Source organism: Actinophytocola sp., from assembly GCF_035762905.1.
In the GTDB taxonomy this organism is placed as follows: Bacteria; Actinomycetota; Actinomycetes; order Mycobacteriales; family Pseudonocardiaceae; genus DASYTH01.
The window spans coordinates 48,751-75,258 of the sequence record NZ_DASUCC010000051.1 but is presented as its reverse complement, the minus strand read 5'-3'; the positions used below and the strand labels follow the sequence as shown (position 1 = coordinate 75,258).

Here is a 26,508-nt window from a genome sequence, read left to right as displayed (position 1 = left end):
GGCCGACCGGGACGCGACGCGTCCCGGTCGGCCGTCCATGAGGGAGCGAAATGACGAGTCGGGTAGTGGTGGTGACCGGGGCGAGCGGCGGCGTGGGCCGGGCGGTGGCGCGCGAGTTCGCCGCGCGGGGGGACCGGGTTGCGCTGCTGGCCCGGGGCGAGGACGGGCTGGACGGCGCGGCCGGGGACGTCGAGGCGAGCGGCGGCGTTGCGCTGCCGATCGAGGTGGACGTGGCCGACGCCGAAGCGCTTTCCGCCGCCACGGCGCGGATCGAACGCGAACTGGGGCCGATCGACGTGTGGGTGAACAACGCGTTCTCCTCGGTGTTCGCCCCGTTCACCGAGATCAGTGCGGCGGAGCTGAAGCGGACCACCGAGGTGACCTACCTCGGGGTCGCCTACGGCACAAGGGCCGCGCTTGACCGGATGCTGCCCCGCGACCGAGGCACCATCGTGCTGGTCGGATCCGCGCTGTCCCGGCGCGGAATCCCGCTGCAGTCCGGATACTGCGCGGCCAAGCACGCGATCTACGGGTTGTACGAGTCGGTGCGCTGCGAGTTGCTGCACGACAAGTCCCGGGTGCGGATCACCATGGTGCAGTTGCCGGCGGTGAACACCCCGCAGTTCGACTGGGTGCGCTCCAAGCTGCCCCGGCGCGCCCAGCCGGTGCCGCCGATCTACCAGCCCGAGGTCGCCGCCCGTGCGATCGCTTATGCCGCCGACCATCCGCGGCATCGCGAGTACCACATCGGAGTGTCCACCGTGCTCACGGTGGCCGCCAACAAGGTCATCCCCGGGCTGCTGGACCGATACCTGGCCCGGTCCGGATACCGATCCCAGCAGACCTCGCGGCCGCACGATCCGGACGCGCGGGGCAACCTGTGGCAGCCTGCCGACGACGCGCCCGGCACCGACCAGGGGGCGCACGGCCGGTTCGACCGCAGGGCCCACGAGCACAGTCCGCTGCTCTGGGCGCACCAGCACCGGACCGCGCTTGCGGCGGCCACGGCGGGCGCGGTGGCCGCGGGGGCCGGGCTGCTGCGATTGGTGCGCCGGTGATCAACCTCGCCCGGACCGCGGACTTATGGTGGAAGAACGCGGTCGTCTACTGCCTGGACGTTGAGACCTTCGCCGACAGCAACGGCGATGGGCACGGCGACTTCCAAGGACTCATCCAGCGCATCGACTACCTTTCCGAGCTGGGTGTGACCTGTGTGTGGTTGATGCCGTTCTACCCGTCACCGGAGCGCGACGACGGCTACGACATCACCGACTACTACGCCGTCGACCCGCGGCTGGGCTCGCTCGGCGACCTGGTCGAGTTCGTGCGCACGGCCCGGGACCGCGGCATGCGGGTGATCGCCGACCTGGTGGTGAACCACACGTCCAACCAGCACCCGTGGTTCGTCAGTGCCCAGGCCAGCCGGGAATCGCCTTACCGGGACTGGTACATCTGGCTCGACGAGCCCCCGCCGGACGCTGAGCAGGGCGTCGTCTTCCCGGACAAGGAAACGAGCCTGTGGACCTACGACGAGCAGGCCGGCCAGTACTACCAGCACCGGTTCTACAAGACCGAGCCGGACCTCAACGTCACCAACTCCGCGGTGCGCGACGAGATCGCCAAGGTGATGGGTTTCTGGCTGGAGCTCGGACTGTCCGGGTTCCGGGTGGACGCGGTGCCGTTCCTGCTTGAGACGAAGGGCAATCCGGGCGGTGCCCGGCTGCCCGACCCGCACGACTACCTGACCGACCTGCGGGCGTTTCTCGGCCGCAGGCGGGGCGAGGCGATCATGCTCGGCGAGGTGAACCTGCCCTATCCCGACACCATGGCCTTCTTCGGACAGGCCGACGGGGTCGGTGACCAGCTCACCATGTGCTTCGACTTCATCGGCATGCAGGCGATGTACCTTTCGTTGGCGCGAAAGGACGCCGGGCCGCTGGCGAAAGCGCTCACCGAACGTCCGATCCCACCGCGGGACTGCCACTGGGGCATGTTCGTGCGCAACCACGACGAGCTGACCCTGGACAAGCTCAGCGCCGACGAACGCGCCGAGGTGTTCGCCGCGTTCGGCCCGGATCCGGACATGCAGCTCTACGGCCGGGGTCTGCGCAGGCGGATCCCCCCCATGCTCGACGGCGACGCGCGCCGCATCCGGCTGGTGTACAGCCTGCTCTTCGCGCTGCCCGGCACCCCGGTGCTGTTCTACGGCGAGGAGATCGGCATGGCCGAGGATCTGCGCGCCGAGGGCCGGCTGGCGGTGCGCACGCCGATGCAGTGGAACCCGGGTCGCAACGGCGGCTTCTCCACCGCCGACCCGGCCGACCTGCCCGGCCCGATCCCCGAGGGCCGCTACGGCCCCGGTGCGGTCAGCGTCGAGGCGCAGCGGCACGATCCCGACTCGCTGCTGTCCTGGATCCGGTTGCTCATCCGCCGCTACCGCGAATGCCCGGAGTTGGCCTGGGGTGACTACACCGTGCTCGACGTGGACGACCCCGCCGTGTTCGCCCACCGGTGCGAGCTGGACGGCGCCAGGCTGCTCGCCGTGCACAACCTCGGCGACACCCCGACCACCGTCCACTTGGAACTGGATGGCGCGGCAGAGCTGACCGAGCTGCTGTCCGACGCGAAACCGGCGGTGTCCGAGGACGGCCGGCTCACCCTCGCACTGGAACCCTACGACTGCCGGTGGTTGCGCGGTTGAGATTCGGCGCCGCTCGAACGGGGTAGCCGATTTCCAGAAGACCTCAGCTCAGGAAAGGACTGTCGTGCGCGCGTTGATTCTGAACTGCAGCCTGAAGAAGTCGCCGGAGCCGTCCAACACACAGCGACTCGCCGACCTGGTGGGGACCGAGCTCGGCCGGCTCTCGGTGGACGTGCGGACGATTCGGCTGGCCGACCACGACATCCCGCCCGGCGTGCGGACCGATCTCGGCGACGGCGATGAATGGCCGCGGATCCACCGGGAGATTCTCGACTCCGAGATCCTGGTCTTCGCCTCGCCGACCTGGCTCGGCCACCCGTCCTCGGTCGCGCAGCGCGCGCTCGAGCGGATGGACGCGATGCTGTCCGAGACCGACGGCGAGGGCCGGCCGGTGGCCTACAACCGGGTGGCCGGCGTGGTGGTGACCGGCAACGAGGACGGTGCCCACCACGTGATCAGCGAGATCAGCGGGGCGCTCGGCGACATCGGCTACACCGTGCCGGGCCAGGCCTGGACCTACTGGAACATGGGCCCTGGCCCCGGACCGGACTACTCGGAGACCGAGCATGGCCACGACTTCTCGGCGAAGACCGGGAAGTCGATGGCGCACAACCTCTTCTCGGTCGCGAGTGCCTTGCGCAAGGTGCCGATTCCGGCTCAGTCCTGAGCTGGCCCAGGCATCCGTCGCCGCACGGTTGGGTGAGCCCATCTGCGGGTAACCGCTTGCCATGCCTGCCAAGCCGGTCCGAGAAGTGATCAGTGGTCTGGCCCAGACGGTCACCTCGTGGGTGGGCTCGGGGGTGGCGTCCGTCCTCGTCGTCCTGGTCGTGGCCGGGTGGCTGGTGCTGGGCATCTTTGCCGGCTTCTCCGAACACTGGCATGTGTGGGCGCACACCGTCGCCGCGCTGGTGACCCTGATGATGGTGTTCGTCATTCAACACACCACCAACCAGGAATCCCGGGCCATGCTGGTCAAGCTCGACGAGCTGCTCCGGGCCCACGAGGGCGCCCGGTCCGAGATCATGGCGGTGGAGAAGGCCGATCTGGCCAAGCTGGAAGAGATCGACCGGGAGATGGACGAGCATCCGCACAGCGCGCCCAACAGGGACTGACCGTGGTCAGGCGCAGCGTTGCACCATCTCGTCGATCTCCTTCTTGATGTCCTGCTTGCCGTCCACGACCGCCTTCATGTAGGCGCGGGTGGCGTCGCGGCACTTGGTCAGCTCGGTGACCTCGCCCTGCGCCTGGTCCCGGCCCTTCTCGGCGTCGGAGAGCTTGGCCTGGGTGTCCTTGACCGTGGAGTTCGCGTCGGCCAACTCGCCGTCCCTGGTCTGCAGGGTGGCCGCGGTCGCGTTGTGCTCGCCCGACTCGACGAAGTACAGCGCGGTGAAGGTGGCGGCCAGGGCCAGGGTCGCGACGAGCGCGATGGACAACAGCAGGGCCGCGGTGTTGCGCCGGCGCCGCGGTTGCGGCAGGTAGGCACCGGGATAGCCGCTCGGCTGCGGTGCGACCTGCTGGTAGCTCGGGTACGGGTTCTGCTGCCCGCCATACGATGGATACGTCATTCCGATCTCCGCCCCTCTTCGGTGTCTCGGGTTATTCGGAGCCTTTGACGTCGGCGGCTTGCCTCCCGTTTCCGGCGCCGACCGAGGACGTCGAGCGGAGATTTGCCGACGCGACCGATCGCACGAAAACCCGGGCCAGCCGGCGCCGGTCACCTAGGCTGCTGGTTCATGGAAGGGACAATCCTCGATCCGGACGGGGCACGGGAGCATCTGGCCGAGTGGAAGGGCCGGATCGACAAGATGGCCGCGGACACCGAGGCGATGCGCCAGCGGTTGCAGGACCTGCGGGTGAGCGCGAGCGATCCGAACGGGCTGGCCGAGGTGTCGGTCGACTCGACCGGCGCGCTGGTCGGGCTGCGGCTGACCGAGCGGATCGGAAACGTGGCGCCGGACGTGGTCGCGCGGGCGATCATGACGACGCTCGGCGAGGCGCGCGGGCGGCTGGCCGACCAGTCCAAGGAGATCATCGCGGAAACCGTCGGAACCGAGTCGCCCGCGGCCCGGGCGATAGCGGAGAGTGTCGACAAGCATCTGCGCCGTGATTTCGACGAGGAGGACGCCGCGCCGCCGGCACCGCGGAACCAGGGGCGGGCGGACGGCGTCGATGACGATGAGGACGGCGACTACGACGTGTTTTCCACGTTTCGGCGGTGAGGCATGGCGGATCAGTTCCACGTTGACATCCAGCAGTTGCGGTCCCACGCGGACAACGTGCAGGCGGTCCGGCAGCGGTTCGCCGCCGTGCAGAGCGCGAGCGGGCACATCGCGCAGGACGACCAGGCCTACGGGCTGCTGTGCGGGTGGATCTCCGGGGTGCTGGAGGGCCGGCACCGCAAGCAGGACGAGCTGCTCGCCTACGTCGCGGAGAACCTCGACATGGTCAGCCAGGAGTTGGAGCTGACCGCGGACGCCTACGACACGGTGGACAACGACGGCGCCGACCGGATGAACCAGATCGGGGTGGTGGAGCAGCGATGAGCGACGGTTCCCTTGTCGCTCCCGTGGAGTCGACCCGGGAGGCGTGGACCGGGTCCAGCCTGGCCGACGGGATCGAGGGCCTGGTCGACGCGATCGAGAGCAAGAACTGGGTCACCGGCGTGCTCGCCGGTACCGGGCTGGCGGTGGAGGTCGCGGCCAGTGTGATCGACCCGTTCAGCGCGTTGCTGTCCAACGGGCTGGGCTGGGCGATGGAGTACTTCGAGCCGCTGCGGAGTGTGCTCGACGAGCTGACCGGCATGCCGGACGTGGTCCAGTCCCACGCCGCGACCTGGAACAACATGGCCACCGAGCTGTACGCCATGTCCGAGGACCTCGGCACGCATCTCAAGAACGACCTGTCCGAATGGACCGGCGGTGCCGCCGACGCCTACCAGGGCATGATGGTCAACAACGTGGAGGCGATCGGCGGGTTGGCCGCGATCTCGGCCGGGATGGCGGCGGCCACCCAGGGCGCGGGCGGCCTGGTCCAGATGACCCGCGAGATCGTCCGGGACCTGATCGCCGACCTGGTGGCCCGGGTGATCGTGTGGGCGATCGAGGCGATCTTCGTGGTGACCATCCCGGTGATCGCGGCCCAGATCGTCGCCGCGGTGGCAAAGTGGGCCGGACGAATCCTCAACTACACCACGTCACTGGTCGAGAGCATCACCAACCTCTCCCTGCTCCTGGACGGATAGCGCGACATGACTCCACGACCACGGCGCCCACGGGGCGGTGGCGACAGCGGCGGTGGCGACGGCCCCACCCGGCGGCCGTCCACGCGGACCGGCAATGTCGACGCGTCGTCGAGCATCTCCAACGCCCAGACGACCACCACCGACATCGCCAACCGGGGCCGGCCCCGGCGCGGATCGCGCACCGGTCAGACGAACAACCAGCCGAACACGACCACCACCCAGGATTCCGGCGACCAGTCGAGCATGCCGGACTGGTTGCGGGCACGGCTCGAGGAGGGCAACGAGTTCAACCGGCGGCGCGAGCCCTACTACGAGGACCAGGGCGGCGCGAACGAGGTGCACGTCGAGCCGAGGTCCGACAAGGGCCAGTACCCGCGGGTCGACTCCTACGTCCCCGGCGAGGAGATCGTCAGCCGCAAGCACACCCAACTGGCCGACGTGCAGGAGCAGACGGCGAAGGGCTATCTGAACGAGCTCGCCAATACCTACGGCCCGGGCACCATTGTCGCGGATACCCCGACCAACCGCCGGGATCTCGGTGACGAGGCAATTGGTCTACCGATGGACGGGGATATGGTTCTGGAGGTTCCGGTACAGAGTAAACCCGTGCCGCAGGCCGTGCTCGACGAGGCGAGACGCCTGGGTATCATCATCCGGGACGAGAACGGTCATACCTACTAGTGTCGAGTTGACGACACACCGCGATCGTGGATACGGGAGATATGGTCGACTACTGCTTCAAATGGAACTACGCGGACGGCGCCCCCGGGGTGCCGTTGACCCAGGACGAAGCCCGGGTCAAGGACGGTGCCGGTGAGGAGTACACGGCCATCATGCCGCCCCGGGACGGGATGAAGTCTCCGGTCCTGGTCACCCCGGTGTGGAAATCCGGTGTCGTCGCGGTGACCTTCCTCGACGATGCCGGCCGCAAGGCCACCGAATACACGTTCATGAAGAAGACCGACGAAAGCCTTTTCCTGACCCGGGTCCACATGTGGAACTATCCGAATGACGAGCCGGGGCTCCGCCTTTCCGACTCCTCGTCCCACGAAACCGTTCATTATCGTGAGGACGGTTACGTGAAGCGAATAATCAAGAACAAGGTGGAGCGTTTCCAGGAAACCGTCGAATACACCGACGTGCCGGTGGACACCAACTGGGAACCGGTTCCGACGTTCGGGGACTACCGGTCGATCGCCCGGTACGACCGCGACGGGCAGGTCAGCAACCGGATTCCGTGACCAGGGCCGTGGCCGACAGCGTCAGGAGACCACGATCCGGACGCCGGTCCCGGCCGCCCGGGCCGCCGCGTCGATGTCGGCGCCGAGCGGCGCGTCGAGGAGCACCGAGGCGGTCCGCGCGTCGGAGTCGACGATGTGGCCCAGCCGGGCGCCGGGCAGCTTGCTGACCAGCACCGCGCACCGCCGCGGTGGCGCGTCCGGGCTGGCCACGCGAAGCCTGGGCCAGCGCTCGTCGCGCGTCGTCCAGCTCACCGGGACGTCCCCGCCGTGCACGTCGACCAGGGTGCCGATCGGGTGGTCGAGGTAGACATGGCCGGCCCGCCGAACCGGTCGGGGGTAGGACACCTCCCGGCCGAGCGCGACGTCCACGATCCGGTCTTCGAACGAGGATCCGGTGGCCAGGGTCCACAGCACGCTGATGCCGTCCCCCGGTACCCGCACCGCGACCTCCATCAGCACCGCGCCCGCGCCGGCGCACCGGTACTCCGCGTGCGTCACGGCGTCCCGAACCCCCAACCGCCGCAACACTTCCGCGTTGACCCGGACCAGCTCCTCGGCGCGCGCGGCGGGCAGTCCCGGCGCCGGCACGAGGTGGGACATCTCGACGAAGGTGGTGCCGCCCTCGTTGGTGCGCTTCGCGGTGATCCCGGACCACCGGAGCACGCCGTCCGCCACCAGGCTCTCCACCGAGTACTCGGGGCCGACGACGCGGTGCTCGACCAGCAGGGTCTCGCCGGCCGGGTAATCGCCGACCACGCCGGCCAGCTCGTCCGGTGCGGCCACCTCGCGCACGCCGGAGCTGCTCATCCGGCCGGTCGGCTTCACCACCAGCGTGCCGCCCCAGTCCCAGTCGAGGTCGGCCACCGTCGCCCGGGCCGACGGGTGGATCAACCGCCAGCGCGGCGAGTGCTCGGGCAGCCGGCAGCGCTGGAGCAGCTTGTTCCGGCTGCTCGCCGCGGCGGACCAGCCGGGCCCGGGCCGGCCGAGCGCCTCGGCCAGCGCGGCCGCCGCCTCGACGAAGTACTCACCGCAGGAGATCACGCCGCGCACCCGGTATCGGTCGGTCAGGCTCGGCACCGAACCCAGAACGGCGCTCACCGAGACGTCGGGTACCGGCCACAGCTCGCCGAGACCGGACAGCGCGTGACCCGGGTCCGCCGCCAGCTCGCGCAACCGGCCCAGGTCGTCGGCCCGGCTGAACACCATCACCGGCACCAGACCGAGCTCGCGCGCGTACTCGACGATCCGGAGGTGCCGGATGATCATCTTGAGCTCGGTCATGATCAACAGAGCGCCCGGCCGGGTACTCATGACTCCACCCGGAGGCTCGTCGGTTCGGTGATCCCGTTGGGGGTGCCGGGCCGCACGGTCCGGCTCGGCTCGGCCAGCACCACGGCATGGGCCGGCACGTCGTCGACGACCAGGGTGCGGGCGCCGATGCGGGCGTTGTCACCGATCTCGACCGGTCCCAGGATCACCGAGTTGGCCCCGATGACCACCCCCGACCCCAGCCGCGGGTGGCGCCGCTGACCCGGTGGGCGTTCGCGGTCCCGCCGCCAACCCAACGCGCCGAGGGTGACCTGGTGGTAGAGCGTGACATCGTCGCCGAGCACGGCGGTTTCGCCGATCACGGTGCCGAGCCCGTGGTCGATGAACAGCCGCCGGCCGATCCGCGCGCCGGGATGGATCTCGATCCCGGACAGCCGCCGGCCGAGCAGGAAGACCAGGCGGGCCGGCACCCGGTAGCCGGCCAGGTGCACGGCATGGGAGAACCGGTGCAACCAGACGGCGAGCAGGTGCGGGGCGAGCAGCGCCTCGCCGACGCCGTGTACCGAGGGATCGCGCTCGACCACCACCGCGACGTCCTCGCGCATCCGATCAACGATCTCCTTGATCCCCATGGCTTCTGGTCCGTCCTGCCTGGTCTCGTGGCGTCAGCGGCCCAACTCGGCCCACTGTTCCGGGCTGCCGGTGCAGGGGAAGACGGTGACGATCAGCGAGCCCGGCGACATCCGGGCCGCGTAGTCCTTGGCCACCAACCAGTTGGCCGCCGCCGAGCTGCCGATCCGGATCCCGGTCCGGTCGAAGAACTCCCCCATCGCCTGGAACGCCCTCGGGTAGCCGACCTGCCGCTGGGCGCTGATCACCTGGTCGTATGCCTTGACGAAGGGCTGTCGGATGCCGTAGCCGTGTCCGCCGGAGCCCTCGTAGGTCTGCTGTCCGCTCGGCCGGCCCGGGTTGCCGTACGGCGACTCCGCCGGCGTGACCCCGACGGCCTCGACGTCCGGGAACCGGGCGCGCAGGGCGCGCAGCACGCCGATCAGGGTGCCCCCGGAACCGATGGAGGCCAGCCAGAGGTCGGGTCGCCGGTCACCGAGGGCGGCGAGGATCTCCCGGCCGGTGGTGTGCTCGTGCATCGCGACGTTGACCGGGTTGACGTGCTGGAACACCAGCGTCCAGTCCGGCTCCGCCGCGGCGATCCGCTGTGCCGTCCTGATGGTGCGCAGGAAGCCGTGTTCCTTGGGCACCAGGTCCACCGGGCAGCCCCGGGCGTCGAGCAGGTCGAGCAGGCTGCGCGGCGAGAACGACCCGAGGACGAACCGGGCGACGATCCCGGTTCGGTTGACCAGCAGCGACATCGCCGCCGCCAGGTCGCCACCGGAGTAGGCCACCAGCCGGAGCTCGTCCGGCGGCCGGTCCCCGTGTGCCCGCAGCGCGTCCGCCACCAGCGCGTAGGCGGTGCGGTCCTTGATGGACCCCACCGGGTTCTCCCACTCGCACTTGGCGAGGATGCGCGCCCCGCCCGGCACCGACGGAACCTCGCGCAACGTGGTGCCGCCGAGCGTTGCCCGGAACTCGGCGAGCGCCGGGTGCCGCCGGTGCACCTGGTCGAAGTCGAGCGCCCGCTCGGGTGGCACCGCGACGAACGGGAGTTGCAGCGGATCATCCGGCGGCGCAAGCGGATCCACCGTGTCGATCATGCGAACCTCCGGCCCGGTCACGGATCCTCCACCAGCCGGAAGCCGATGGCGTAGAGGTCCCGGTCGAACCAGCCGTGCCTGCGGGTGCACCGGGTCAGGTCGCCGTACCGGGTGAAGCTGCCACCCCGGGCCACCCGGTAGGGGATCCCGTCCCGCACCAGGTCGTCGGCGACCGCGGCGCCTCCGGGATAGGGCGCGTAGTCGTCGGCCACGAACTCCTCGACGTTCCCGCCGAGGTCGTCGACGCCGAACGGGCTGCGCCCGGCCGGGTAGATCCCGACGGGCGTGGTGGTCAGCGGTCCGGCCTCGACGGTGTTCGCATGGTCGGCGTGGAACTCCTCGCCCCAGGGATACTGCCTGGCCTCGCCGCCGCTGGCCGCGTACTCCCACTCCGCCTCGGTCGGCAGCCGGAACCGGCGGCCGGTCCGGGCGGACAGCCAGCTCGCGTAGGCGTCCGCGTGCTCGGGCCGGACGGTCCACACGGGATGGTTGGCCCGGTGGTGCGGGTAGGTTCCGAACCGCCACGAGCTGGGCAGTGCCGGACCGCCCTGATCGGACAGGAACGCCCGGTACTCCAGGTTCGTGACCGGATACCGCATGATCCGAAACGCGTCGATCCGCCTGGCGTGGCGGGGGCATTCCTTGCGTATCCACGCCTCGGCCACTCCGACCGGCGCCCAGTTGGCCACCACCTCGGCCACCCGCTCCGCCGGCAGCCCGAGCTCGACCCGGGCCGCCGGCACATCGACCATCTCGGGGTCGTCCGGCCGGATCCGCGGGTCCCCGACCAGGCCGAGCACGCAACCGGCCACGTAGCGGCGGTCGAACGGCTCGGCGGCGTCCGCGCAGATCGCCGCGAGCCGGTCGGGATCCGCCCGGAACAGGGCGGCCTGCCGGTGGAAGACGTCCGGTGGCAGCCGGTCGACCAGGGAGTCCGGCAGCCCCATGGCTTCCCGGTCACCCTGTGCGTTCGGGTCGACGACGTCCGCCACGTGCGCGGTCATCCCGTGGAGCCCGAGATCTCGTAGACGGCTCCGTCGTACGAGCTGGCCAGGAACCGGTCGGTGTCCGGCACATGGCACAGCGCGGAGATGCCCGAGGTGGTCGGGCGGTCCTGCGCCACCCAGCGGTCCAGGCCACGGTGGTAGATCTTGAGATGGCCGTGGTAGGAACCGGTCGCGATCAGGTTCCCGCCGTCGGCGGCGATGCACTTGATCGAGTTCGGGTGCGTGGTGTCCACCACCCGCGCGGTGAAGTCCGGGGACCAGAGCCGAAGCTTCAGGTCCCGGCCCACGCTCGCGAAGTGGCCGCCGCCGAGGCCGACACAGCCGTTGGCGATGCGGTCGTGCGCGTGGTCGATCACGTGCAGGCGGGCGAAGTCGTCGACCCGGTGCCAGGCGACGCCGGTGTCCGCGCAGACCGAGAAGATCCGGTCACCGGACACCGCGACGCCCTTGACCGCGTTGGCGTGCAACGGGATGTCGGTGACGTGCTGGAACCGCCCGTCCGCGTCGAGCCGGAATACCAGGCCCTCGCCGGTGTACGCGCCGACGATGACGTGCTCGGCGCCGTCCCGGACGAACGTGGCGGCGCAGTTGAGCGGGGACACGTGCTGGTGCAGGGTGCGTCCGGTCAGGGCATCCATCAGCCGGCCGAGCTGTCCGCCGGTGACGACCACCGAGCTCATCGGGGTCAGGAAGTTGCACAGGCTGTTCAGCCTGGTCAGCTCGGCGCCGTCGCGGTAGACCGTTCCCGCGTCGCCGACGGCGAGCCGGCCGTTGTCGTGCCAGCACACGGCGTTGAGGCCGTAGGTCGGCGGCACGTCACCCGCGTGCCACCGCCGGGCACCGTAGTCGTAGCTGCGGTAGCGGGAGCCGAACGTGCCGAACACCAGCGTGGTCCCGGCGGCGAAGGCGCAGCTGCGCGGCCAGACGTCGTCCGGGATGTCGGCCTTGTCCACCTGCTCCAGCGTCTCGCCGCCGGTGTCCCACAACAGCATGGTCCGGTCATAGCTCAGGCTGACCATCAGGTGGCGTTCGTTGTTCAGCACCAACCTTTTGACGCCCGACGCGTGGGCCTCGACGACGGTCCGTTCGGCACCGTTGATCACCACGATCTGGCCGTCGTCGTTGCCGGCGTAGAGGATGCCGTTGCGGGCGATGGCGATCGTGTCGGTCTCCACGCCGCCGAGGTCGATGTCCTGCAACAGTTCTCCGGTGGACAGCGACCACCGCTTCACGGTGCCGTCGTCGCTCGAGGTGATCAGCTCGTCGCCGTCGCCCGCCCATTCCACCGAGATCACGTCCGCGGTGTGGCCGGTGAACCGGCGCAGGAGGTTGCCCTCGGTGTCGTACACCCGAAGCAGGTGGTCTCGGGACGCGGTCGCGACCAGGTCGCGAACCGGGTGGAACACCGACATCTCCACGTCGTCGCGCTGGTCGTTGAGCACCGCCCGCAACCGCAGCTCCGGCACCGACCAGAGCCGGGCGGTGTAGTCGCTGGACGAGGTGACCAGCAGCGAGCCGTCGGAGTTGAAGGAGCACTGGTTGGCCAGGTGGTCGTGCAGCACCCGGTTCATCGCCCGGCGGGTGCCCTGGTCCCACAGCACGACCTGGTTGTCATAGCCCGCGGTGGCGACGTACTTGTCCTTGTGTGCGGCGATTCCACTGATCGGGCTGCGGTGTTCGATCATCTCGTACTCCTGGTCTAGTCGACACGGAACAGGTGCCCGGCGTACTTCACCTTGGCCCGCAGGTAGTTGCGGTTGGCGTCGGTCACGTGCACGGCGGTGCGGCGCTGCCGGACGACCGCGATCCCGCACTGCTCGAGCCGTTCGGCCTTCTTCGGGTTGTTCGACAGCAGCTCGATCCGCCGGACGCCGAGGCCGATCAGCATCTGGGCGGCGACCGCGTAGTCGCGCAGGTCGTCGGCGAAGTTCAGGGCCCGGTTCGCCTCGAACGTGTCCATTCCGGATTCCTGCAGACGGTAGGCCGCCATCTTGTTGTAGAGCCCGATCCCGCGGCCTTCCTGGCGCAGGTAGAGGAGAATTCCGCCGGCGCGGTACATGATCGCCAGAGACTCCTGGAGTTGGGCGCGGCAGTCGCACCTGGCGGAGCCGAAAACGTCCCCGGTGAGACACTCGGAATGAATGCGAACCAATGGGCGGGTCTGGTCCAACGCGTCACCGAAGGTCACCGCGAGATGTTCCAGACCGTCGACGAGCCCGTCGAACGTCACCATCGTGCTCGGCACGTACTCACCAGCGGAAATCTGGAGCGGCACCGCCACGGATGTGCGTATCCGCGCGGGAGGCAGGGCGATCGTACGGAAATAGTCCACATGGGACTCCGACCCTGGATGCATCGACTTCCCCCGAGTTTACGGCGCTATGTCGGAGTTCGAGTCGGCGTGCCCCGGCCAACCCGATAGCCCAACCGACGCTAGCACCGGTGCAACGTGATCACAACCGTCGTCGATCGTCTATTTCGGAATTATCGGTCCATTGTTCAGATATAGCAGGAAATTAGCCGCGAAATGTCCGTCGAGTTGACACGTCATCGGGGCCGCTCTACGCTCGAAGTAAGGTCTTCGTCCGACACCGGGGGAACGGAATAAATGAGACGAGCGGCGGTGCACCGGTACAGCGCCACCGGGACCGGGCCGGGGCACATCACCGACGACGGGTGCCCGGTGGATCTCTACGCGCTGCTGCCGGCGACGGGGGAGGCCGACGTCGTCCATTCCGCGATCCCGGCCGGGGCAACGATCCTCGAGCTGGGCGCGGGTGCCGGCCGGATCACCCGCGGGCTGCTCGCGCACGGTCACCGGGTCGTCGCGGTGGACCATTCGGCCCGCATGCTGGCCCACATCCCCGGCACACCAACGATGTGTGCGCCGATCGAGTCGCTGGCGATCGATGAACGGTTCGCTGCGGTGCTGCTGGCCTCCTATCTGGTGAACGAGACCGATGACACGCTCCGGGCCGCCTGGCTCGCGACGTGCGTGCGCCACCTCGCGCCCGGCGGCGCGCTCATCCTCCAGCGGCACACCCCGTCCTGGTTCGACCGGGCCGAGCCGTACGAACGGGTCGAGCGCGGGATCACCTTCCGGTTGCGGCGGGTCTCCCGGCCGGCTCCGCACCTGCTCGAAGCCACCATGGAGTACGAGCACGACGGCCGGCGGTGGACGCACAGCTACGTGCACCGCCGGATGGACGACGACGACATCGCGGCCGCGCTCGCCGGAGCGGGCCTGCGGCTGGACTCGTTCCTGACCGAAGATCGCGCCTGGATTCTCGCCCGCCGGTGAGAGTGGGCCGCCGACCGGAGACCGGCGAAGTGAGGTGCCAGTGCGCAACCGTGCCACCCCGTTCCTGATCAACGGCGACTTCGCGAAGTTCTGGTTCGGGCTGACGTTCAGCGAGATCGGCGCCCGCGGAATCTCGCTGGTCTTCCCGCTGCTCGCGGTGCTCACCCTCGACGCATCGCCGAGTGAGGTCGGTTACCTCAACGCCGCCCAGTTCGCGCCGGCGCTGATCGTCCCACTGCTGGCCGGGGTGTGGCTGGACCGCCGGCCGCGCCGGCCGAGCCTGCTGCTCGTCCACTTCGGCAGCATGGCGACCCTGCTCGCGGTCGCCGCGCTGCTGGCGGCCGGGAACCCCATGCTCGGGCTGTTCTACGCCGCCGCGTTCGTGATCGGCATGTTCAACGCGATCAACGGAGTGTCCACCCAGGCCTACCTTCCGGCGCTGGTGTCGCAGCCCCAACTCGTGACGGCGAACAGCCGGGCACAGATGACCTACGCCATGGTCCAGGTCGCGGCGCCGGGGCTCGGCGGCATCCTCACCGGCGTGCTCGGCGGCACCCGCGCCGTGGTGTTCTTCCTGCTGTGCTACGCCGCCGCCGGCTGCTGTGTGCTCGCCATTCGCACCCGGGAGACGCTCGACCCGTTGCCGGACAAGCGCGGCACGTTCTCGCTCATCAGGGAGGGCATGGCGTTCATCGCGCGCTCCCCGGTGCTGCGGGTGCTCACCCTGCAGGGCACCTGGATCAACCTGTTCGACCAGATGGTGCTCACCCTCTGGCTGCTGTTCGCCCTGTCGGACTTCGGTTTCAGCTCGGGGCTGTTCGGGATCGTCATGGCGGTCAGCGGTCTCGGCGCGATCGTGGGCTCGATGGTCGCGCGTGCGGTGGGCGACCGGCTCGGCAACCGGCGCACCATCATCACCGGCGTCGCCGCCGGTTCCGTGCTGCTGCTGGCCATCCCGCTGGTCTCCGGGGCGACGTGGCTGGCGGTCGCCGTGTCGGTGCTGGCCTTCTTCGGCTACAGCTTCGGACACACCCTGGCCAACGTCTTCGTGGTGTCCACCCGGCAGGTCATCACGCCGAACAACCTGCTCGGCCGGGTGACCGCCACGTACCGGTTCGCCGCCTTCGGCGCCATCCCGATCGGAGCCGCCCTCGGCGGGCTCGCGGGGGAGTGGTTCGGCCTGCGCACCGCGCTCGTCATCGGTATCTGCCTGCTCAACCTTGGCTGGGTGCTCAGCGCGGTGCTGCTGCCGGCCGACCTCGACCGGCTCAGCCGCCCCGCGGCGGCCCGGTGACGGTGGCCGGCATGCGCGTTCTGCGGCCCACCGACCTGCCGACCGCATTGCGGTGGCACGCCGAGCACCCGGTCACGCCGGTCATGGGCGGTACCGATGTGCTGGTGGCGTTGGGTTCCGGCCGGCTGCGGCCGGCCACCCTGCTCGATCTCAGCCTGATCCCGGAGCTGCGCGCCCGGCGCACCGACGGGAACGTCGTGCGCATCGGCGCCGGCCTTCCGTACACCGAGATCGCCGAACGGCTCGGTGATCCGCTGCCCGGACTGGCGTCGGTCGCGCGGCTCGTCGGTTCCCGGCAGGTGCGCAACCGCGGCACGCTCGGTGGCAGTCTCGGTACCGCCGCACCGGCCGCGGACCCGCATCCCATGTTGCTCGCGGCCGGGGCGTCGGTCGAGCTCGTCTCGGTCCGCGGAACCCGGCGGGTGCCGACCGAACGGTTCTACCGCTCGCCCGGGCGCACCGCGCGCGACCGCGACGAGCTCATCGCCGCGATCCGGGTTCCGGTCGCCACCGGACCCCAGTGGTTCGTCCGGGCCGGGATTCGGCGCGGTATGACGAAGAGCATCTGCTCCTGTGCGATCGTCCTGGCCGGCGGCCGGGTGTCCGTCGCGCTCGGTGGGTACGGCCCGGTTCCGGTCCGGGCGACGGCGGCGGAGGAGTTCCTCGGCGCCGAGCCGGCCGGGGCGGCGCGGCTCGACGACGACCTGGTCGACGAGTTCGGCCGGCTGGTCGCCGCGGCCGCCGAACCGGTCACCGATCTCCATGCCACGGCCGGCTACCGGCGGCACGCGGTCGCGGTGCTGGCCCGGCGCGGTCTTCGCGCGGTGTGGCGGCGACGATGCGGGGAGGGGCCGCGATGACCATCGGCGTGACCGTGAACGGCAAGCTGTACCAGGACGAGTGCGACTCGGTGAGCCTGCTCGTCCTGCTCCGCGACCACTGGCGGCTGCTCGGTACCAAGAATGCCTGTGCGGAAGGCGAATGCGGCTCCTGCACGGTGCTGCTCGACGGTGAGCTGGTCAACGCCTGCCTGGTCCTCGCCGCACAGGCCGACGGCCGGGAGGTGACCACTGTGGAGGGTCTGGCCGACGGGGACCGGCCGAACACCGTGCAGCAGGCGTTTCTCGACGCCGGCGCCGTGCAGTGCGGGTTCTGCACGCCGGGCATGGTGCTGGCGGTGAGTGACCTGCTGCGCCGCACGCCCGACCCGACCGAGGCGCAGGCGCGCCGCGAGCTGGCCGGAAACCTCTGTCGGTGCACGGGATACCAGCACATCCTGGACGCCGTGCGGCTCGCCGCCGAACGCGAAGCCGGTGCCCGGTGAGCGCCGGCATCGGCGCGGCCGCGGCCCAGCCGGACCACCTGGCCAAGGTGCTCGGCGAGTTCCGGTACGCCTCCGATCTCGGAAGCGCGGACGCGGTGTGGGCGGCGACCGTGCGCAGTCCGCACGCCCACGCGCGGATCGACTCGATCGACAGCACCGCGGCCCGGCGGCTGCCCGGCGTCCTGGACGTCATCACCGCCGCGGACATCCCCGGGCGCAAGCTCTTCGGCCAGATGAAGGTCGACCAGCCGGTGCTGGCCATGGACGTCGTGCGGCACCACGGCGAACCGGTGGCGGTGGTGGCGGCCACCGACCCGGACACCGCCCGGCTGGCCGCCGACCGGGTCGCGGTCGGCTATTCGGTCCTGCCGCCCGTGACCGACCCGGTCGCCGCACTGCGACCCGACTCGCCCGCCGTCCACTCCGGCGGCAACCTGTTGTCCAGCAAGCGGATCCGGCGCGGCGCGGCGCAGCAGGGCGGGCTGCCGCCGGCCGACGTGGTGGTCCGGGGCGAGTACACGGTCGGCATGCAGGACCCGGCCTTCCTCGGCCCGGAGGCGGGCCTGGCGCTGCCCACCGAAGCCGGCGGGGTGGAGCTGCGGGTGGCCACCCAGTGGTTGCACCTCGACCAGGAGCAACTGGCCGCGTCGCTCGGGTTGCCCGCCGACCGGGTGGTGGTCAAACCCGCCGGGGTCGGTGGCGCGTTCGGCGGCCGCGAGGACCTTTCCGTGCATGTGCCGGCCTGCCTGCTCGCGCTGCGGCTGCGCCGGCCGGTGCTGATGTGGTACCCGCGCGCCGAGTCCTTCCTCGCGCACGTGCACCGTCATCCCGCCGTGCTGCGCTACGAGCACGGGTGCACGGCGAGCGGACGGCTGGTCTACGTCCGCGCCGAGATCGTGCTGGACGGCGGTGCCTACGCGTCCAGTTCGCCCGCGATCGCCGGCAACGCGGCCACCCACGCCGCCGGTCCGTACGACGTTCCGCACGCCTGGATCGACGCCTCGGTCGCCTACACCAACAATCCGCCGGCCGGCGCGATGCGCGGGTTCGGCACCGTGCAGCCCTGTTTCGCCTATGAGAGCCAGATGGACCGGCTGGCCGTCGCCACCGGTCTCGACCCGGTCGAGATCCGGGTCCGCAACGCCCTGCGCACCGGTGCGAGCCTGCCGACCGGACAGGTCCTGACCGGGCCGGCCCCGGTCGCCGAGTTGCTCGGCCGGCTCAAGGCGCTCCCGGCGCCCGCGGATCCGCCGGCGGACTCCGGCGCGGTCCTGGCCCGCGGGATCGGCTACGCGGCCGGTCTGAAGAACATCGCCTTCTCCGAGGGTTTCGACGACTACTCGACCGCGCGGGTGCGACTGCGGGTGGTGGACGGCCGGCCGGTGGCCGAGGTGACCTGCGCCGCGGTCGAGGTGGGTCAGGGTGTGCTCGGCGTCCAGCGGCAGATCGTGGTCTCCGAGCTGGGGGTGACCGACGTGCGGATCGAGCAGGCGGACACCCGGTTCGGCACGGCCGGACCGACGTCGGCCTCCCGGCAGACCTACGTCACCGGCGGCGCGGTCCGGGCGGCCTGCCGCGCGGTGCGCGACGCGGTGCGCGAGCTGGCCGGGTCGAACACCGCCCGGTGCGACGGCACGCTGGCCACCGTCCTCGGCGACCGCGTGATCGAGCGCACCGCCGAGTTCCACCACCCGCCCACGGTCCCGCTCGACCCCGTGCACGGGCAGGGCAACTCCGCGATGCAGTTCGGTTTCGCCGCACACCGCGCGGTGGTGGACGTCGACGTCGAACTCGGCCTGATCACCGTGGTGGAGTTGGCCACGGCCCAGGACGTCGGCCGGGCGATGAACCCGCTGGCGCTCGCCGGTCAGCTCCAGGGCGGTGCCGCGCAGGGCCTCGGGCTCGCGCTCACCGAGGAACTCGTGCTCGTTGACGGCACGGTGGCCAACCCGAGCTTCGCGACCTACCAGCTGCCCACCACGATGGACGTCCCGCGACTGCGGGCGGAGATCCTGGAGTTGCCGGACCCGGCCGCGCCGTACGGGTTGCGCGGCATCGGCGAGCTGCCGGCGATCTCGTCGACCGCGGCGATCGCGGCCGCGGTGCGCGCCGCCACCGGCCGCCCGGTGCGGCGCGTCCCGATCAGACCGGAGCACCTGGTCGACCCCGAGGACCACCCATGACCATCCCGTCGCCGTGTTTCGCCGATCCGCTCGGCGGTCTGTCCGATCAGGACTGGAACGAGCTTGCCGGGCCGAGGTTCTACTCCTCGGCGCTGTGGTCGCGGCTGTGCGCGCTCGCGCCGGGCGCCGTGCCGGGGGGACTGCACGTCGATCTGCCCGGTGGCGGCCGCGCGGCGGTGCCGGTCGCGGCGGTGCGCGACGAGCCGAACCCGCACTGCCGCTGGCAGGACCAGCTGGCCCGCCGGGGCCTGCCGGTGCCGCCGCCCCGGGGCATCCTGATCGGCCAGCGCCGGGGCTATCTCACCCATGTGCTCAGCACGCCGGGGGCGAGCCGGGCGCAGGCGGCGCGGGGCATTCTCGATGCGGTGCGCTCGATGCGCGAGCCGGAGCGGGTGAACGGCTCGGCGCCGGCCGCGCGCATCGCCATGTTCCTCACCACGCCGGACGTCCGGTTGCTGCGCGAGGCCGGTGTGGACACCATGCCGGTCGCCCTGTCCACCGATGCCTGGATCGAGATTCCGCCGGGCGGCTGGGAGTCCTGGTTGGACTCACTGGGATCCCGGCACCGGGCCCGCCGGGTTCGCAGTGAGGTACGCCGGTTCGCCCGGGCCGGCTACCGGGTCTGGCACCGGACGCTGCACGAGGCACACCGGGACGTGGCCAGGCTGATGGCCCGCACCGAGGCCCGCTACGGCCGCCACGTCGACGTCGACGCGCTGTCCCGATCCTTCCGGCGGCAGGGCGAGCTGGCCGGTGACCGGGCCGAGGTGTTGTTGTGCGGCAAGGAGGACGGGGCGGCGCTTGGCCTGTGCCTGTACTACCGGTGGCAGGACACCGTGTACCTCCGCGCGGTCGGCTTCGACTACGAGAACCTCAGCGGCGCGGCGGAGTACTTCAACCTGACCTACTACCTGCCCGCGCGGTTGCCGGGAATACGCTGGCTGCACGCCGGGATCGAGACTCCGGAGGCCAAGGCCGGCCGCGGCGCCACGCTGCGCCCGCTGTGGCTGCTCGATCTTTCCGAGCACAGTGTCCTCAGTGGACACGACCGGCAGGTTCGGCGGCACAACCACGCCTACCTGACCGGCCTGCGGAACTCCTCGCCCCTGGTGGCCGGCGCACTGGACGACGAACTCTGGCAGCCCTTCTGTGAGGAGTGACCGGGTCCCACTTCAGGTGCCCGTGCAACTCGCCGGGAGCGGATCCGGGGGGAAGCCGGTGCGCAGCGCGTGGCAGAGGCGGGCGGTGGCGGCCGGGGGGTGCACCGGCCAGGGGGTGATGGTGTGGTCCGCGCTGGCGGAGAGCAGCGTGCTGCCGTCGGCCGACCAGGCCAGGGCGTTGATCCGGCCGCGGTGGCCGGTCAGGCTTGCCCAGGGCTCGGCCGAGTTCGCCTCCCACACGGCGACCACGCGGTCTTCGCCACCCGCGGCCAGCAGCCGCCCGTCCCGGCTGAACGCGACCGCGCGGACCTGTCCGTTGAGCCCGCGCAGCCGCACCGGTTCGCCCGGGTCGGCGCCGTCCCAGATGGCCACCATGCCGTCGGCCCCGATCGCGGCCACCCGCCGGGCGTCCGGGCCGGCCGCGACGCCGAGCGCGGGCGTGCCGAAACCGGAGTACCGCGCGGAAACCGTCCAGCTGCCGGTGTCCCAGGCCGTCACGTCGAGATAGCCCGCCAGGAGGTGCCGGCCGTCCGGGCTGAATGCCAGGCTGAGCGCCTTGACCGGGAGCGCGATGCGCCGCACCGGCCGCACCGTCGTGACGTCCCAGACGGTGGTCTCGTTGTCGTCGGCGACGGCCAGCAGCCGCCCGTCCGTGCTCAGCGCGATGGCCAGATACCGCCCGGGCACGGTGGCGACCGGCTCGGCGGTGCGCTCGGTGTCCCACACCGCGACCGTTCCGGCGCTGCCGGCGGTGGCGAGCCGGGTTCCGTCGCGGCTGAGTACCTGCTGTGCCAACGGTTCCGGCCGTGGTGAGGCGACCGACTCGCCGCGCGGGTTCCAGCGGCGCAGCAGCCGGTCGGTCCCGGTGGAGACCGGCCGACCCTGACGGCGGTCCACCGCGACGTCCGCCACCGGGCCGGTGTGGCCGAGCAATGGCAGCCAGTCCCGTTGCCAGGCAAGGATCGCGGAGTCGGTGGCGGCCAGGAGGGTGCGCCCGTCCGGACTCGCCGCAAGGCCGTGCACGGTGTTCGGGACGCCGGCCGAGAGCGTGCCGAGGGGTTGCTCGTCCTCGATGTCCCACAACACCAGCTCGGTGTCCCGGCCGACCGCGACCACGGTGGGCCGGCCGGGGACGAACGCGAGCTGCGACCCGGTGGTCGTGAACGTACGCACCGGCTGGAACGTCGTGGTGTCCCACAGCACGACGGTCGCGCCGTCGGCGGCCGCCAGAAGCCGGCTGTCCGGCGAGAACACCGCCCCGGGCAGGGCGCCATGGACCGGGGTCAACCGCCCGGCCGCTCGCCCGGCCGGCACGTTCCACAGCACCAGTGAGCCATCGCGCTCGCTGGCGACCAGCAATCGCCCGTCCGGGCTGAACCGAAGCGACGCCGGTGTCCAGTCGGTGCCGGGCAGGGTGCCGCGTTCGGTGCCGCCGGTCGGCTCCCACAGCCGGAGCCGGCCGTCCTCGCCGCTGGTGGCGAGCAGGTCGCCGGCCGGGCTGAGCGCGACCGCGGTGGCGCCGGGCGGGTGCGGGACGAGCCGCGCCGTTGGGGTTCTCGTGCCCACGTCCCAGACCACCACCCGGCCGGCGGCCGAGCCGATGGCCAGTAGCTTTCCGTTGCCGCTGAACGAAATCCCGGGTTGGCCGGGCACGGATCCCTTGGCGTCCGCGGGGCTGTCCGGCAGCGAGCCGCGCGCGGCGAGGGTCCGAGGATCCCAGAGCAGCAGACCGCGCTCCGGGTCGCGGGCCACCAGCAGGTCGCCCTGCGGGCTGACCGCGAGCTCGGTCAGCCGACCGAACGGGATGGCGAGCTGGGCGTGGTAGTTGGGCCGGCCGGCCAAGGTGAGCAGGGCGCTGCGGGCCTCGGCCGACGGGTAGGCGTGCATGGCGTCGATGGCGTACCTGGCGGCCTCGGCGACGTCGCCGGTGGCCGCCGTCTGCGCCTGCGCGGCGAGCTGCCTGGACAGTGCGAGCCGGCTCTTGTCGCTGGCATGGCTCTGTTCACGGACCGCGATGGCCACCCCGGCGACCGCGCAGATGAGCAGAACCGTCGTGGCGACGGCCAAACCGCGCGCCCGCCGGACCCGTTGCCGGTGCAGCGCGGACTCCCGGTCGTCGGCCTCGATGCTGTGCCGGACGAACGCGCGCTCCGCCGGGGTCAGCTCGCCGCGCCCGGTGCCGTGCGACATCCAGGTCCGCGCCCGGGCCAGCCGGATGCCCCGGAGCAACGCGCCGGAATCACGCCCGACCCGCTCCCATTCCTCGGTGGCGTCGGTCAGCTCGCGCAGGAACCGCAGCCGGTCCCGGTCTTGCTCGAGCCAGCCGCGCAGCCGCGGCCAGCCGGTGACCAGCGCCGAGTGGCTCAGCCGCACCGTGTCGCCGGTCACGGTGATCAGGCGGGCGGCGGCCAACCGATCGACCACGGCCGGCGGGATGTCCGCCAGCTCGTGGCACCCGGCCACCCGCCCGGCGTCCTCGGTGCCATCGCCCGGCGTGATCAGGCGTTGCAGCAGGCACCGCGCGGTCGCCGCGGCGTCCGGGTCGAGCCGAACGTAGAGATCCTCGGCAGCGCTGGCCAGAATGCCGGAGATTCCGCCCGCGGCACGGTAACCGGCCACGGTCAGCGACCGCCCACGGCGGCGCCGCCAGGTCTCCCGCAGTACCCGGGAGAGCAGCGCCAGCCCGCCCGGCTGATCGGTCAGTTCGCCGATCAGCGTGGCGGTGAGCGCCCGCTCGACGATCAGACCCTCGGCGGTGGCCGGCTTCACGATCATCTCGCGCAGCTCGCCCGGGCCGGGTGGCTCGATGTCCAGGCGCGGCCCGTCGATCAGCTCGGCGAGGTCCGGGTGATCGGCCCAGTCGGAGCGGACCGCCAACACGACCCGCAGCCCGCTGTCCGGCCGCCGCGCGTACCGCAGGAAGGCGAGGAACTCCGCGCGGTCCGTGTCCCGCAGGCCGAAGACCTCCTCGAGCCGGTCCACGAGCAGGGTTCCGCACCAGCCGACCGGGCAGTGCCCACCGGGCGTGAGCTCCCGGACCGGCCCGGATAGTCGCGGTCGGAGACCGGCCCGCAGCAGCGATGTCCGGCCCGACCCCGACGGACCGGCCAGCACGACGAACGGATGCCGACCGGTCATCGCCAGGAGTTCGGCGACCAGCCGGTCCCGCCCGAAGAACCGGCCGGCGTCCGCCGTCCCGAACGGCTCCGCACCGGGAAACGGCGGGTCCGCACGTTCCTCGGCCTCCGCGCACGGCGGTTGGTCGGCCAACTCGCGCGCGGCCCGGTGCCAGCGGCGCGTCCATTCCTCGGGGTCGCCGCCGCAGGCCCGGACGTAGGCGAGCGCGACCGGCAGCGAGGGCAGCCGCTCCCCGGCGGCCGCCTGGGAGAGCGCGGGCGCCGAATACGCCACCCGCCCGGCCATCGCGCGATACGTCGGGGCTCCCCGATCGCGCCGCAACCGGCGCAGCTCCCAGGCGAAGCGCTGTACCGGCCCGGTGCTCGGATCCACCGGACTTTCCCGACGACCCAACGGATTCCCCTCTCCGGCGGCGGTGCCGTCCCGACGGTAGAAGGCGCGGACGGAGACCGGCAAGCCCAGATTTGATAAGCGTCGCGTGCGACGGTTGCTTATCAACCCGACCGCCATTGAGGTCGAAGCGCGGACAGTTCCGACCGCTGCCGTGGTTTCTGGGGGTAGCCATGACATCGACCTATCAATGCAGGAGATCGACCATGCGTAGGCGTTTGATCGCGCTCGTTCCCGCGCTGGCCACGGCACTGGCAATGAGCGGCTGTGCCGACGGAACCGGTGGGGGCGGGTCAGAAGTCGGCGCGCCCCTCGTCGTCGGCATCGATCTCCCGTTGCAGGGCGCGTCGAAGGACGCGTCGGAGGCGACCGTCAACGCGATGCGGCTCTACCTCGAGCAGCGGGGTGGAAAGGCCGGCAACCACACCATCGAGCTGAAGGTGTACGACGACTCGACCGCGGCCAAGGGCTCCTGGGACGACGCGACCTGCGCCAAGAACGCGCAGGACCACGTGGCCAACATCCGCGAGGTCGCCGTGATGGGCACCTACAACTCGGGTTGCGCCAAGATCGAGGTCCCGGTGCTGAACCAGGATCCGAATGGCCCGATGCTGATGATCTCGCACGCCAACACCAACCCGGGCCTGACCAAGCCGTGGGATCCCGGCGAACCGGACAAGTTCTATCCCACCGGCCAGCGCAACTTCGCCCGCGTGATCACCACCGACGACTACCAGGGCATCGCGGCCGCCCAGTTCACCGCGAGGGACCTGAAGGTCAAGCGCTGCGCGGTGCTCAACGACAACCAGACCTATGGCCAGGGTGTGGCCAAGGCGTTCGCGGACGAGGCACGCCGGCAGGGCATCGAGATCCTCGGCAACGAGGCATGGGACGCCAGGCAGCCCAACTACACGGCGCTGTTCACCAACATCAAGGGCCGCAACCCGGACTGCGTCTACGTCGCCGGCATCTTCGACAACAACGGTGGCCAGATCGTCAAGGACAAGGTCAAGATCCTGGGCGACAACGACACCGTCAAGCTGATCGGGCCGGACGGCTTCACCGGGTTCCCGGACCTGGACCGGCTCGACGAGTCCCAGGGCATGTACATGACCTTCGCCGGTCTCGCGGGCGAGCAGCTGCGGGCGGCCGGCGGGGTGGGTGGCCAGTTCCTGGACGCCTACAAGGCGAAGTACGGCGCCGATCCCGCGACCAACTACGCGCTCTACGGCGTACAGGCGCTGCAGGTGATCCTGGCCGCCATCGAGAAGTCCGACGGAACCCGCAAGGGCGTGCGGGACCAGGTCCTCGCCGGCGAGGGCATCACGATCCCGGCGTCCACCTCGATGCTCGGCAAGGACGTGAAGATCGACCAGCAGACCGGCGACGTCAACGTCCGGGACATCTCGGTGCTGATCATGAAGAACCACCAGGAGACGTTCCACAAGGCCTGGCCGGTCACGGTTGCCTGACCGCAGATGACCGACACCGTTGTCCGACCCGACTCCCGACCGGTCGCCGTCGCGGTCCGGCCGGGAGTGCGGCTGCGGCGGCTCGCGATGCGGGTTGCGCTGGCGCTCATCCTGACGATGGGCGCGGTGTGGCTGGTGGTCAACCTCGTGTACGCACCGGCGCAGTTCTTCAACTCGGCCATCCTCGGCCTGTCCAACGGTTCGCTCTACGCCTTGATCGCGTTGGGTTACACGCTGGTCTACGGGATCATCGAGCTGATCAACTTCGCGCACGGCGACCTGTTCATGATCGGCACGCTGTGCTCGGGGCTGCTGCTGACCACGGTGCTGCACCAGACCACCTCGAGCGTGGCGGCCTGGCTGCTGTTCCTGGTGACCCTGGTGGCCACCATGGCGTTCTGCGGCGGGGTGAACGTGGCCATCGAGTTCCTCGCCTACCGCAGGCTGCGCCGCGCGCCCCGGCTCGCTCCGCTGATCACCGCGGTGGGCATGAGCTTCGTGCTGCAGCAGGTCGGCTTGTGGTGGAACGGTTCCACCCAGAAGAGCTGGCCGAGCGTGCTGCCCCCGGGTGGGCTGCGGATCGGTGAGGTCACCATCGCCTACAGCTTCCTCATCGTGATCGCGCTGACCGTTCCGGTGCTCCTGGTGCTCACCTGGGTGGTGAAGAAGACCAAGCAGGGCAAGGCGATGCGGGCCACCGCGCAGAACCAGGACGCGGCAAGGCTGAAGGGCGTGAACGTCAACCGGACCATCTCGTTCACGTTCCTGATCGGCGGGGCACTGGCCGGTGCGGCCGGCGTGATGTACCAGCAGGTCATCGGCACCACCCGGTTCGACCTGGGCTTCCATCTCGGGTTGATCGCGTTCACAGCGGCGGTGATGGGCGGCATCGGCAACCTCACCGGCGCGGTGCTCGGCGGCATCCTGATCGGACTCATTCAGGGCTTGAACGACGGGCTTCCGTTCGGGTTGGGCCAGAAGTGGTCGCAGTCGGTGGTCTTCTCGATCCTGATCCTGCTCATGGTGTTCCGGCCGAGCGGCCTGCTTGGACGCTCGCACGCGGAGAAGGTGTAAC

General features: G+C 70.8%; 25 protein-coding genes. 17 read left to right on the top strand and 8 right to left on the bottom strand.

What is annotated here, in order from left to right:
• The first annotated feature begins 50 nt into the window (after positions 1–50).
• From VFV67_RS10005 to VFV67_RS09990, 4 genes are all read left to right on the top strand, one after another.
• Complete coding sequence (locus VFV67_RS10005; protein WP_326468996.1) at positions 51–1,058, top strand: SDR family oxidoreductase; 1,008 nt, start codon at positions 51–53, stop codon at positions 1,056–1,058.
• On the top strand, positions 1,055–2,701 hold the full coding sequence (locus VFV67_RS10000; RefSeq protein WP_326468994.1) for an alpha-amylase family protein: 1,647 nt from the start codon (positions 1,055–1,057) through the stop codon (positions 2,699–2,701). Before VFV67_RS10005 ends, VFV67_RS10000 begins: the two co-directional genes overlap by 4 nt.
• Before the next feature lie 64 nt (positions 2,702–2,765).
• Entirely contained in the window at positions 2,766–3,368 is a 603-nt protein-coding gene (locus tag VFV67_RS09995) for a flavodoxin family protein (protein ID WP_326468992.1), read from the top strand.
• A gap of 61 nt (positions 3,369–3,429) precedes the next feature.
• Positions 3,430–3,813, top strand: coding sequence for a low affinity iron permease family protein (locus VFV67_RS09990; protein WP_326468991.1), 384 nt, complete (start codon positions 3,430–3,432; stop codon positions 3,811–3,813).
• A gap of 6 nt (positions 3,814–3,819) precedes the next feature.
• Here the strand turns inward: VFV67_RS09990 and VFV67_RS09985 are convergent, their stop codons facing one another.
• Positions 3,820–4,266 (bottom strand): hypothetical protein, encoded by a 447-nt coding sequence (locus tag VFV67_RS09985; protein ID WP_326468990.1) that lies wholly within the window; start codon positions 4,264–4,266, stop codon positions 3,820–3,822.
• Between the two features lie 168 nt (positions 4,267–4,434).
• Between VFV67_RS09985 and VFV67_RS09980 the strand changes: the two genes are divergently transcribed.
• The 5 genes from VFV67_RS09980 to VFV67_RS09960 are packed head-to-tail and all read left to right on the top strand — an operon-like array spanning position 4,435 to position 7,183.
• Positions 4,435–4,920, top strand: coding sequence for a YbaB/EbfC family nucleoid-associated protein (locus tag VFV67_RS09980; protein WP_326468989.1), 486 nt, complete (start codon positions 4,435–4,437; stop codon positions 4,918–4,920).
• A gap of 3 nt (positions 4,921–4,923) precedes the next feature.
• Positions 4,924–5,244: a type VII secretion target gene (locus VFV67_RS09975; protein ID WP_326468988.1), complete on the top strand. Its 321-nt coding sequence runs from the start codon at positions 4,924–4,926 to the stop codon at positions 5,242–5,244.
• A complete protein-coding gene (locus tag VFV67_RS09970) occupies positions 5,241–5,942 on the top strand; it encodes a hypothetical protein (RefSeq protein WP_326468987.1) in 702 nt (233 codons plus the stop codon). Before VFV67_RS09975 ends, VFV67_RS09970 begins: the two co-directional genes overlap by 4 nt.
• A 6-nt stretch (positions 5,943–5,948) precedes the next feature.
• Positions 5,949–6,623, top strand: coding sequence for a hypothetical protein (locus VFV67_RS09965; protein WP_326468986.1), 675 nt, complete (start codon positions 5,949–5,951; stop codon positions 6,621–6,623).
• Positions 6,624–6,649: 26 nt separating this feature from the next.
• Entirely contained in the window at positions 6,650–7,183 is a 534-nt protein-coding gene (locus tag VFV67_RS09960; protein WP_326468985.1) for a hypothetical protein, read from the top strand.
• Between the two features lie 21 nt (positions 7,184–7,204).
• Here the strand turns inward: VFV67_RS09960 and VFV67_RS09955 are convergent, their stop codons facing one another.
• From VFV67_RS09955 to VFV67_RS09930, 6 genes are read right to left on the bottom strand one after another with little or no spacing between them, the layout of a single operon-like run.
• A complete protein-coding gene (locus VFV67_RS09955; RefSeq protein ID WP_326468983.1) occupies positions 7,205–8,494 on the bottom strand; it encodes an ATP-grasp domain-containing protein in 1,290 nt (429 codons plus the stop codon).
• Entirely contained in the window at positions 8,491–9,057 is a 567-nt protein-coding gene (epsC, locus tag VFV67_RS09950) for a serine O-acetyltransferase EpsC (RefSeq protein WP_326468981.1), read from the bottom strand. Before epsC ends, VFV67_RS09955 begins: the two co-directional genes overlap by 4 nt.
• 60 nt (positions 9,058–9,117) lie before the next feature.
• Positions 9,118–10,164: a pyridoxal-phosphate dependent enzyme gene (locus tag VFV67_RS09945; protein WP_326468980.1), complete on the bottom strand. Its 1,047-nt coding sequence runs from the start codon at positions 10,162–10,164 to the stop codon at positions 9,118–9,120.
• A 17-nt stretch (positions 10,165–10,181) separates the two neighbouring features.
• Positions 10,182–11,168: a formylglycine-generating enzyme family protein gene (locus tag VFV67_RS09940; RefSeq protein ID WP_326468979.1), complete on the bottom strand. Its 987-nt coding sequence runs from the start codon at positions 11,166–11,168 to the stop codon at positions 10,182–10,184.
• Positions 11,165–12,856 (bottom strand): WD40 repeat domain-containing protein, encoded by a 1,692-nt coding sequence (locus VFV67_RS09935; RefSeq protein WP_326468978.1) that lies wholly within the window; start codon positions 12,854–12,856, stop codon positions 11,165–11,167. Before VFV67_RS09935 ends, VFV67_RS09940 begins: the two co-directional genes overlap by 4 nt.
• Positions 12,857–12,870: 14 nt before the next feature.
• On the bottom strand, positions 12,871–13,452 hold the full coding sequence (locus tag VFV67_RS09930) for a GTP cyclohydrolase II (protein ID WP_326468977.1): 582 nt from the start codon (positions 13,450–13,452) through the stop codon (positions 12,871–12,873).
• Between the two features lie 327 nt (positions 13,453–13,779).
• Here VFV67_RS09930 and VFV67_RS09925 point away from each other — a divergent pair, with 327 nt between their 5' ends.
• From VFV67_RS09925 to VFV67_RS09900, 6 genes are read left to right on the top strand one after another with little or no spacing between them, the layout of a single operon-like run.
• On the top strand, positions 13,780–14,472 hold the full coding sequence (locus VFV67_RS09925) for a class I SAM-dependent methyltransferase (RefSeq protein ID WP_326468976.1): 693 nt from the start codon (positions 13,780–13,782) through the stop codon (positions 14,470–14,472).
• A gap of 40 nt (positions 14,473–14,512) precedes the next feature.
• The gene (locus VFV67_RS09920; RefSeq protein WP_326468974.1) at positions 14,513–15,766 is read left to right on the top strand and encodes an MFS transporter; all 1,254 of its coding nucleotides are present in this window, start codon (positions 14,513–14,515) and stop codon (positions 15,764–15,766) included.
• Between the two features lie 11 nt (positions 15,767–15,777).
• Positions 15,778–16,626 (top strand): FAD binding domain-containing protein, encoded by an 849-nt coding sequence (locus VFV67_RS09915; protein ID WP_326468972.1) that lies wholly within the window; start codon positions 15,778–15,780, stop codon positions 16,624–16,626.
• Positions 16,623–17,090, top strand: coding sequence for a (2Fe-2S)-binding protein (locus tag VFV67_RS09910; protein ID WP_326468970.1), 468 nt, complete (start codon positions 16,623–16,625; stop codon positions 17,088–17,090). Before VFV67_RS09915 ends, VFV67_RS09910 begins: the two co-directional genes overlap by 4 nt.
• Positions 17,087–19,273 (top strand): xanthine dehydrogenase family protein molybdopterin-binding subunit, encoded by a 2,187-nt coding sequence (locus VFV67_RS09905; RefSeq protein ID WP_326468969.1) that lies wholly within the window; start codon positions 17,087–17,089, stop codon positions 19,271–19,273. Before VFV67_RS09910 ends, VFV67_RS09905 begins: the two co-directional genes overlap by 4 nt.
• Positions 19,270–20,433, top strand: coding sequence for a hypothetical protein (locus VFV67_RS09900; protein WP_326468968.1), 1,164 nt, complete (start codon positions 19,270–19,272; stop codon positions 20,431–20,433). Before VFV67_RS09905 ends, VFV67_RS09900 begins: the two co-directional genes overlap by 4 nt.
• A gap of 12 nt (positions 20,434–20,445) precedes the next feature.
• Here VFV67_RS09900 and VFV67_RS09895 read toward each other — a convergent pair whose 3' ends face one another.
• The gene (locus tag VFV67_RS09895; protein WP_326468966.1) at positions 20,446–23,943 is read right to left on the bottom strand and encodes a hypothetical protein; all 3,498 of its coding nucleotides are present in this window, start codon (positions 23,941–23,943) and stop codon (positions 20,446–20,448) included.
• Between the two features lie 224 nt (positions 23,944–24,167).
• Here VFV67_RS09895 and VFV67_RS09890 point away from each other — a divergent pair, with 224 nt between their 5' ends.
• On the top strand, positions 24,168–25,433 hold the full coding sequence (locus VFV67_RS09890) for a branched-chain amino acid ABC transporter substrate-binding protein (RefSeq protein ID WP_326468965.1): 1,266 nt from the start codon (positions 24,168–24,170) through the stop codon (positions 25,431–25,433).
• A gap of 6 nt (positions 25,434–25,439) precedes the next feature.
• Complete coding sequence (locus tag VFV67_RS09885; RefSeq protein ID WP_326468963.1) at positions 25,440–26,507, top strand: branched-chain amino acid ABC transporter permease; 1,068 nt, start codon at positions 25,440–25,442, stop codon at positions 26,505–26,507.
• Position 26,508: the final 1 nt, after the last annotated feature.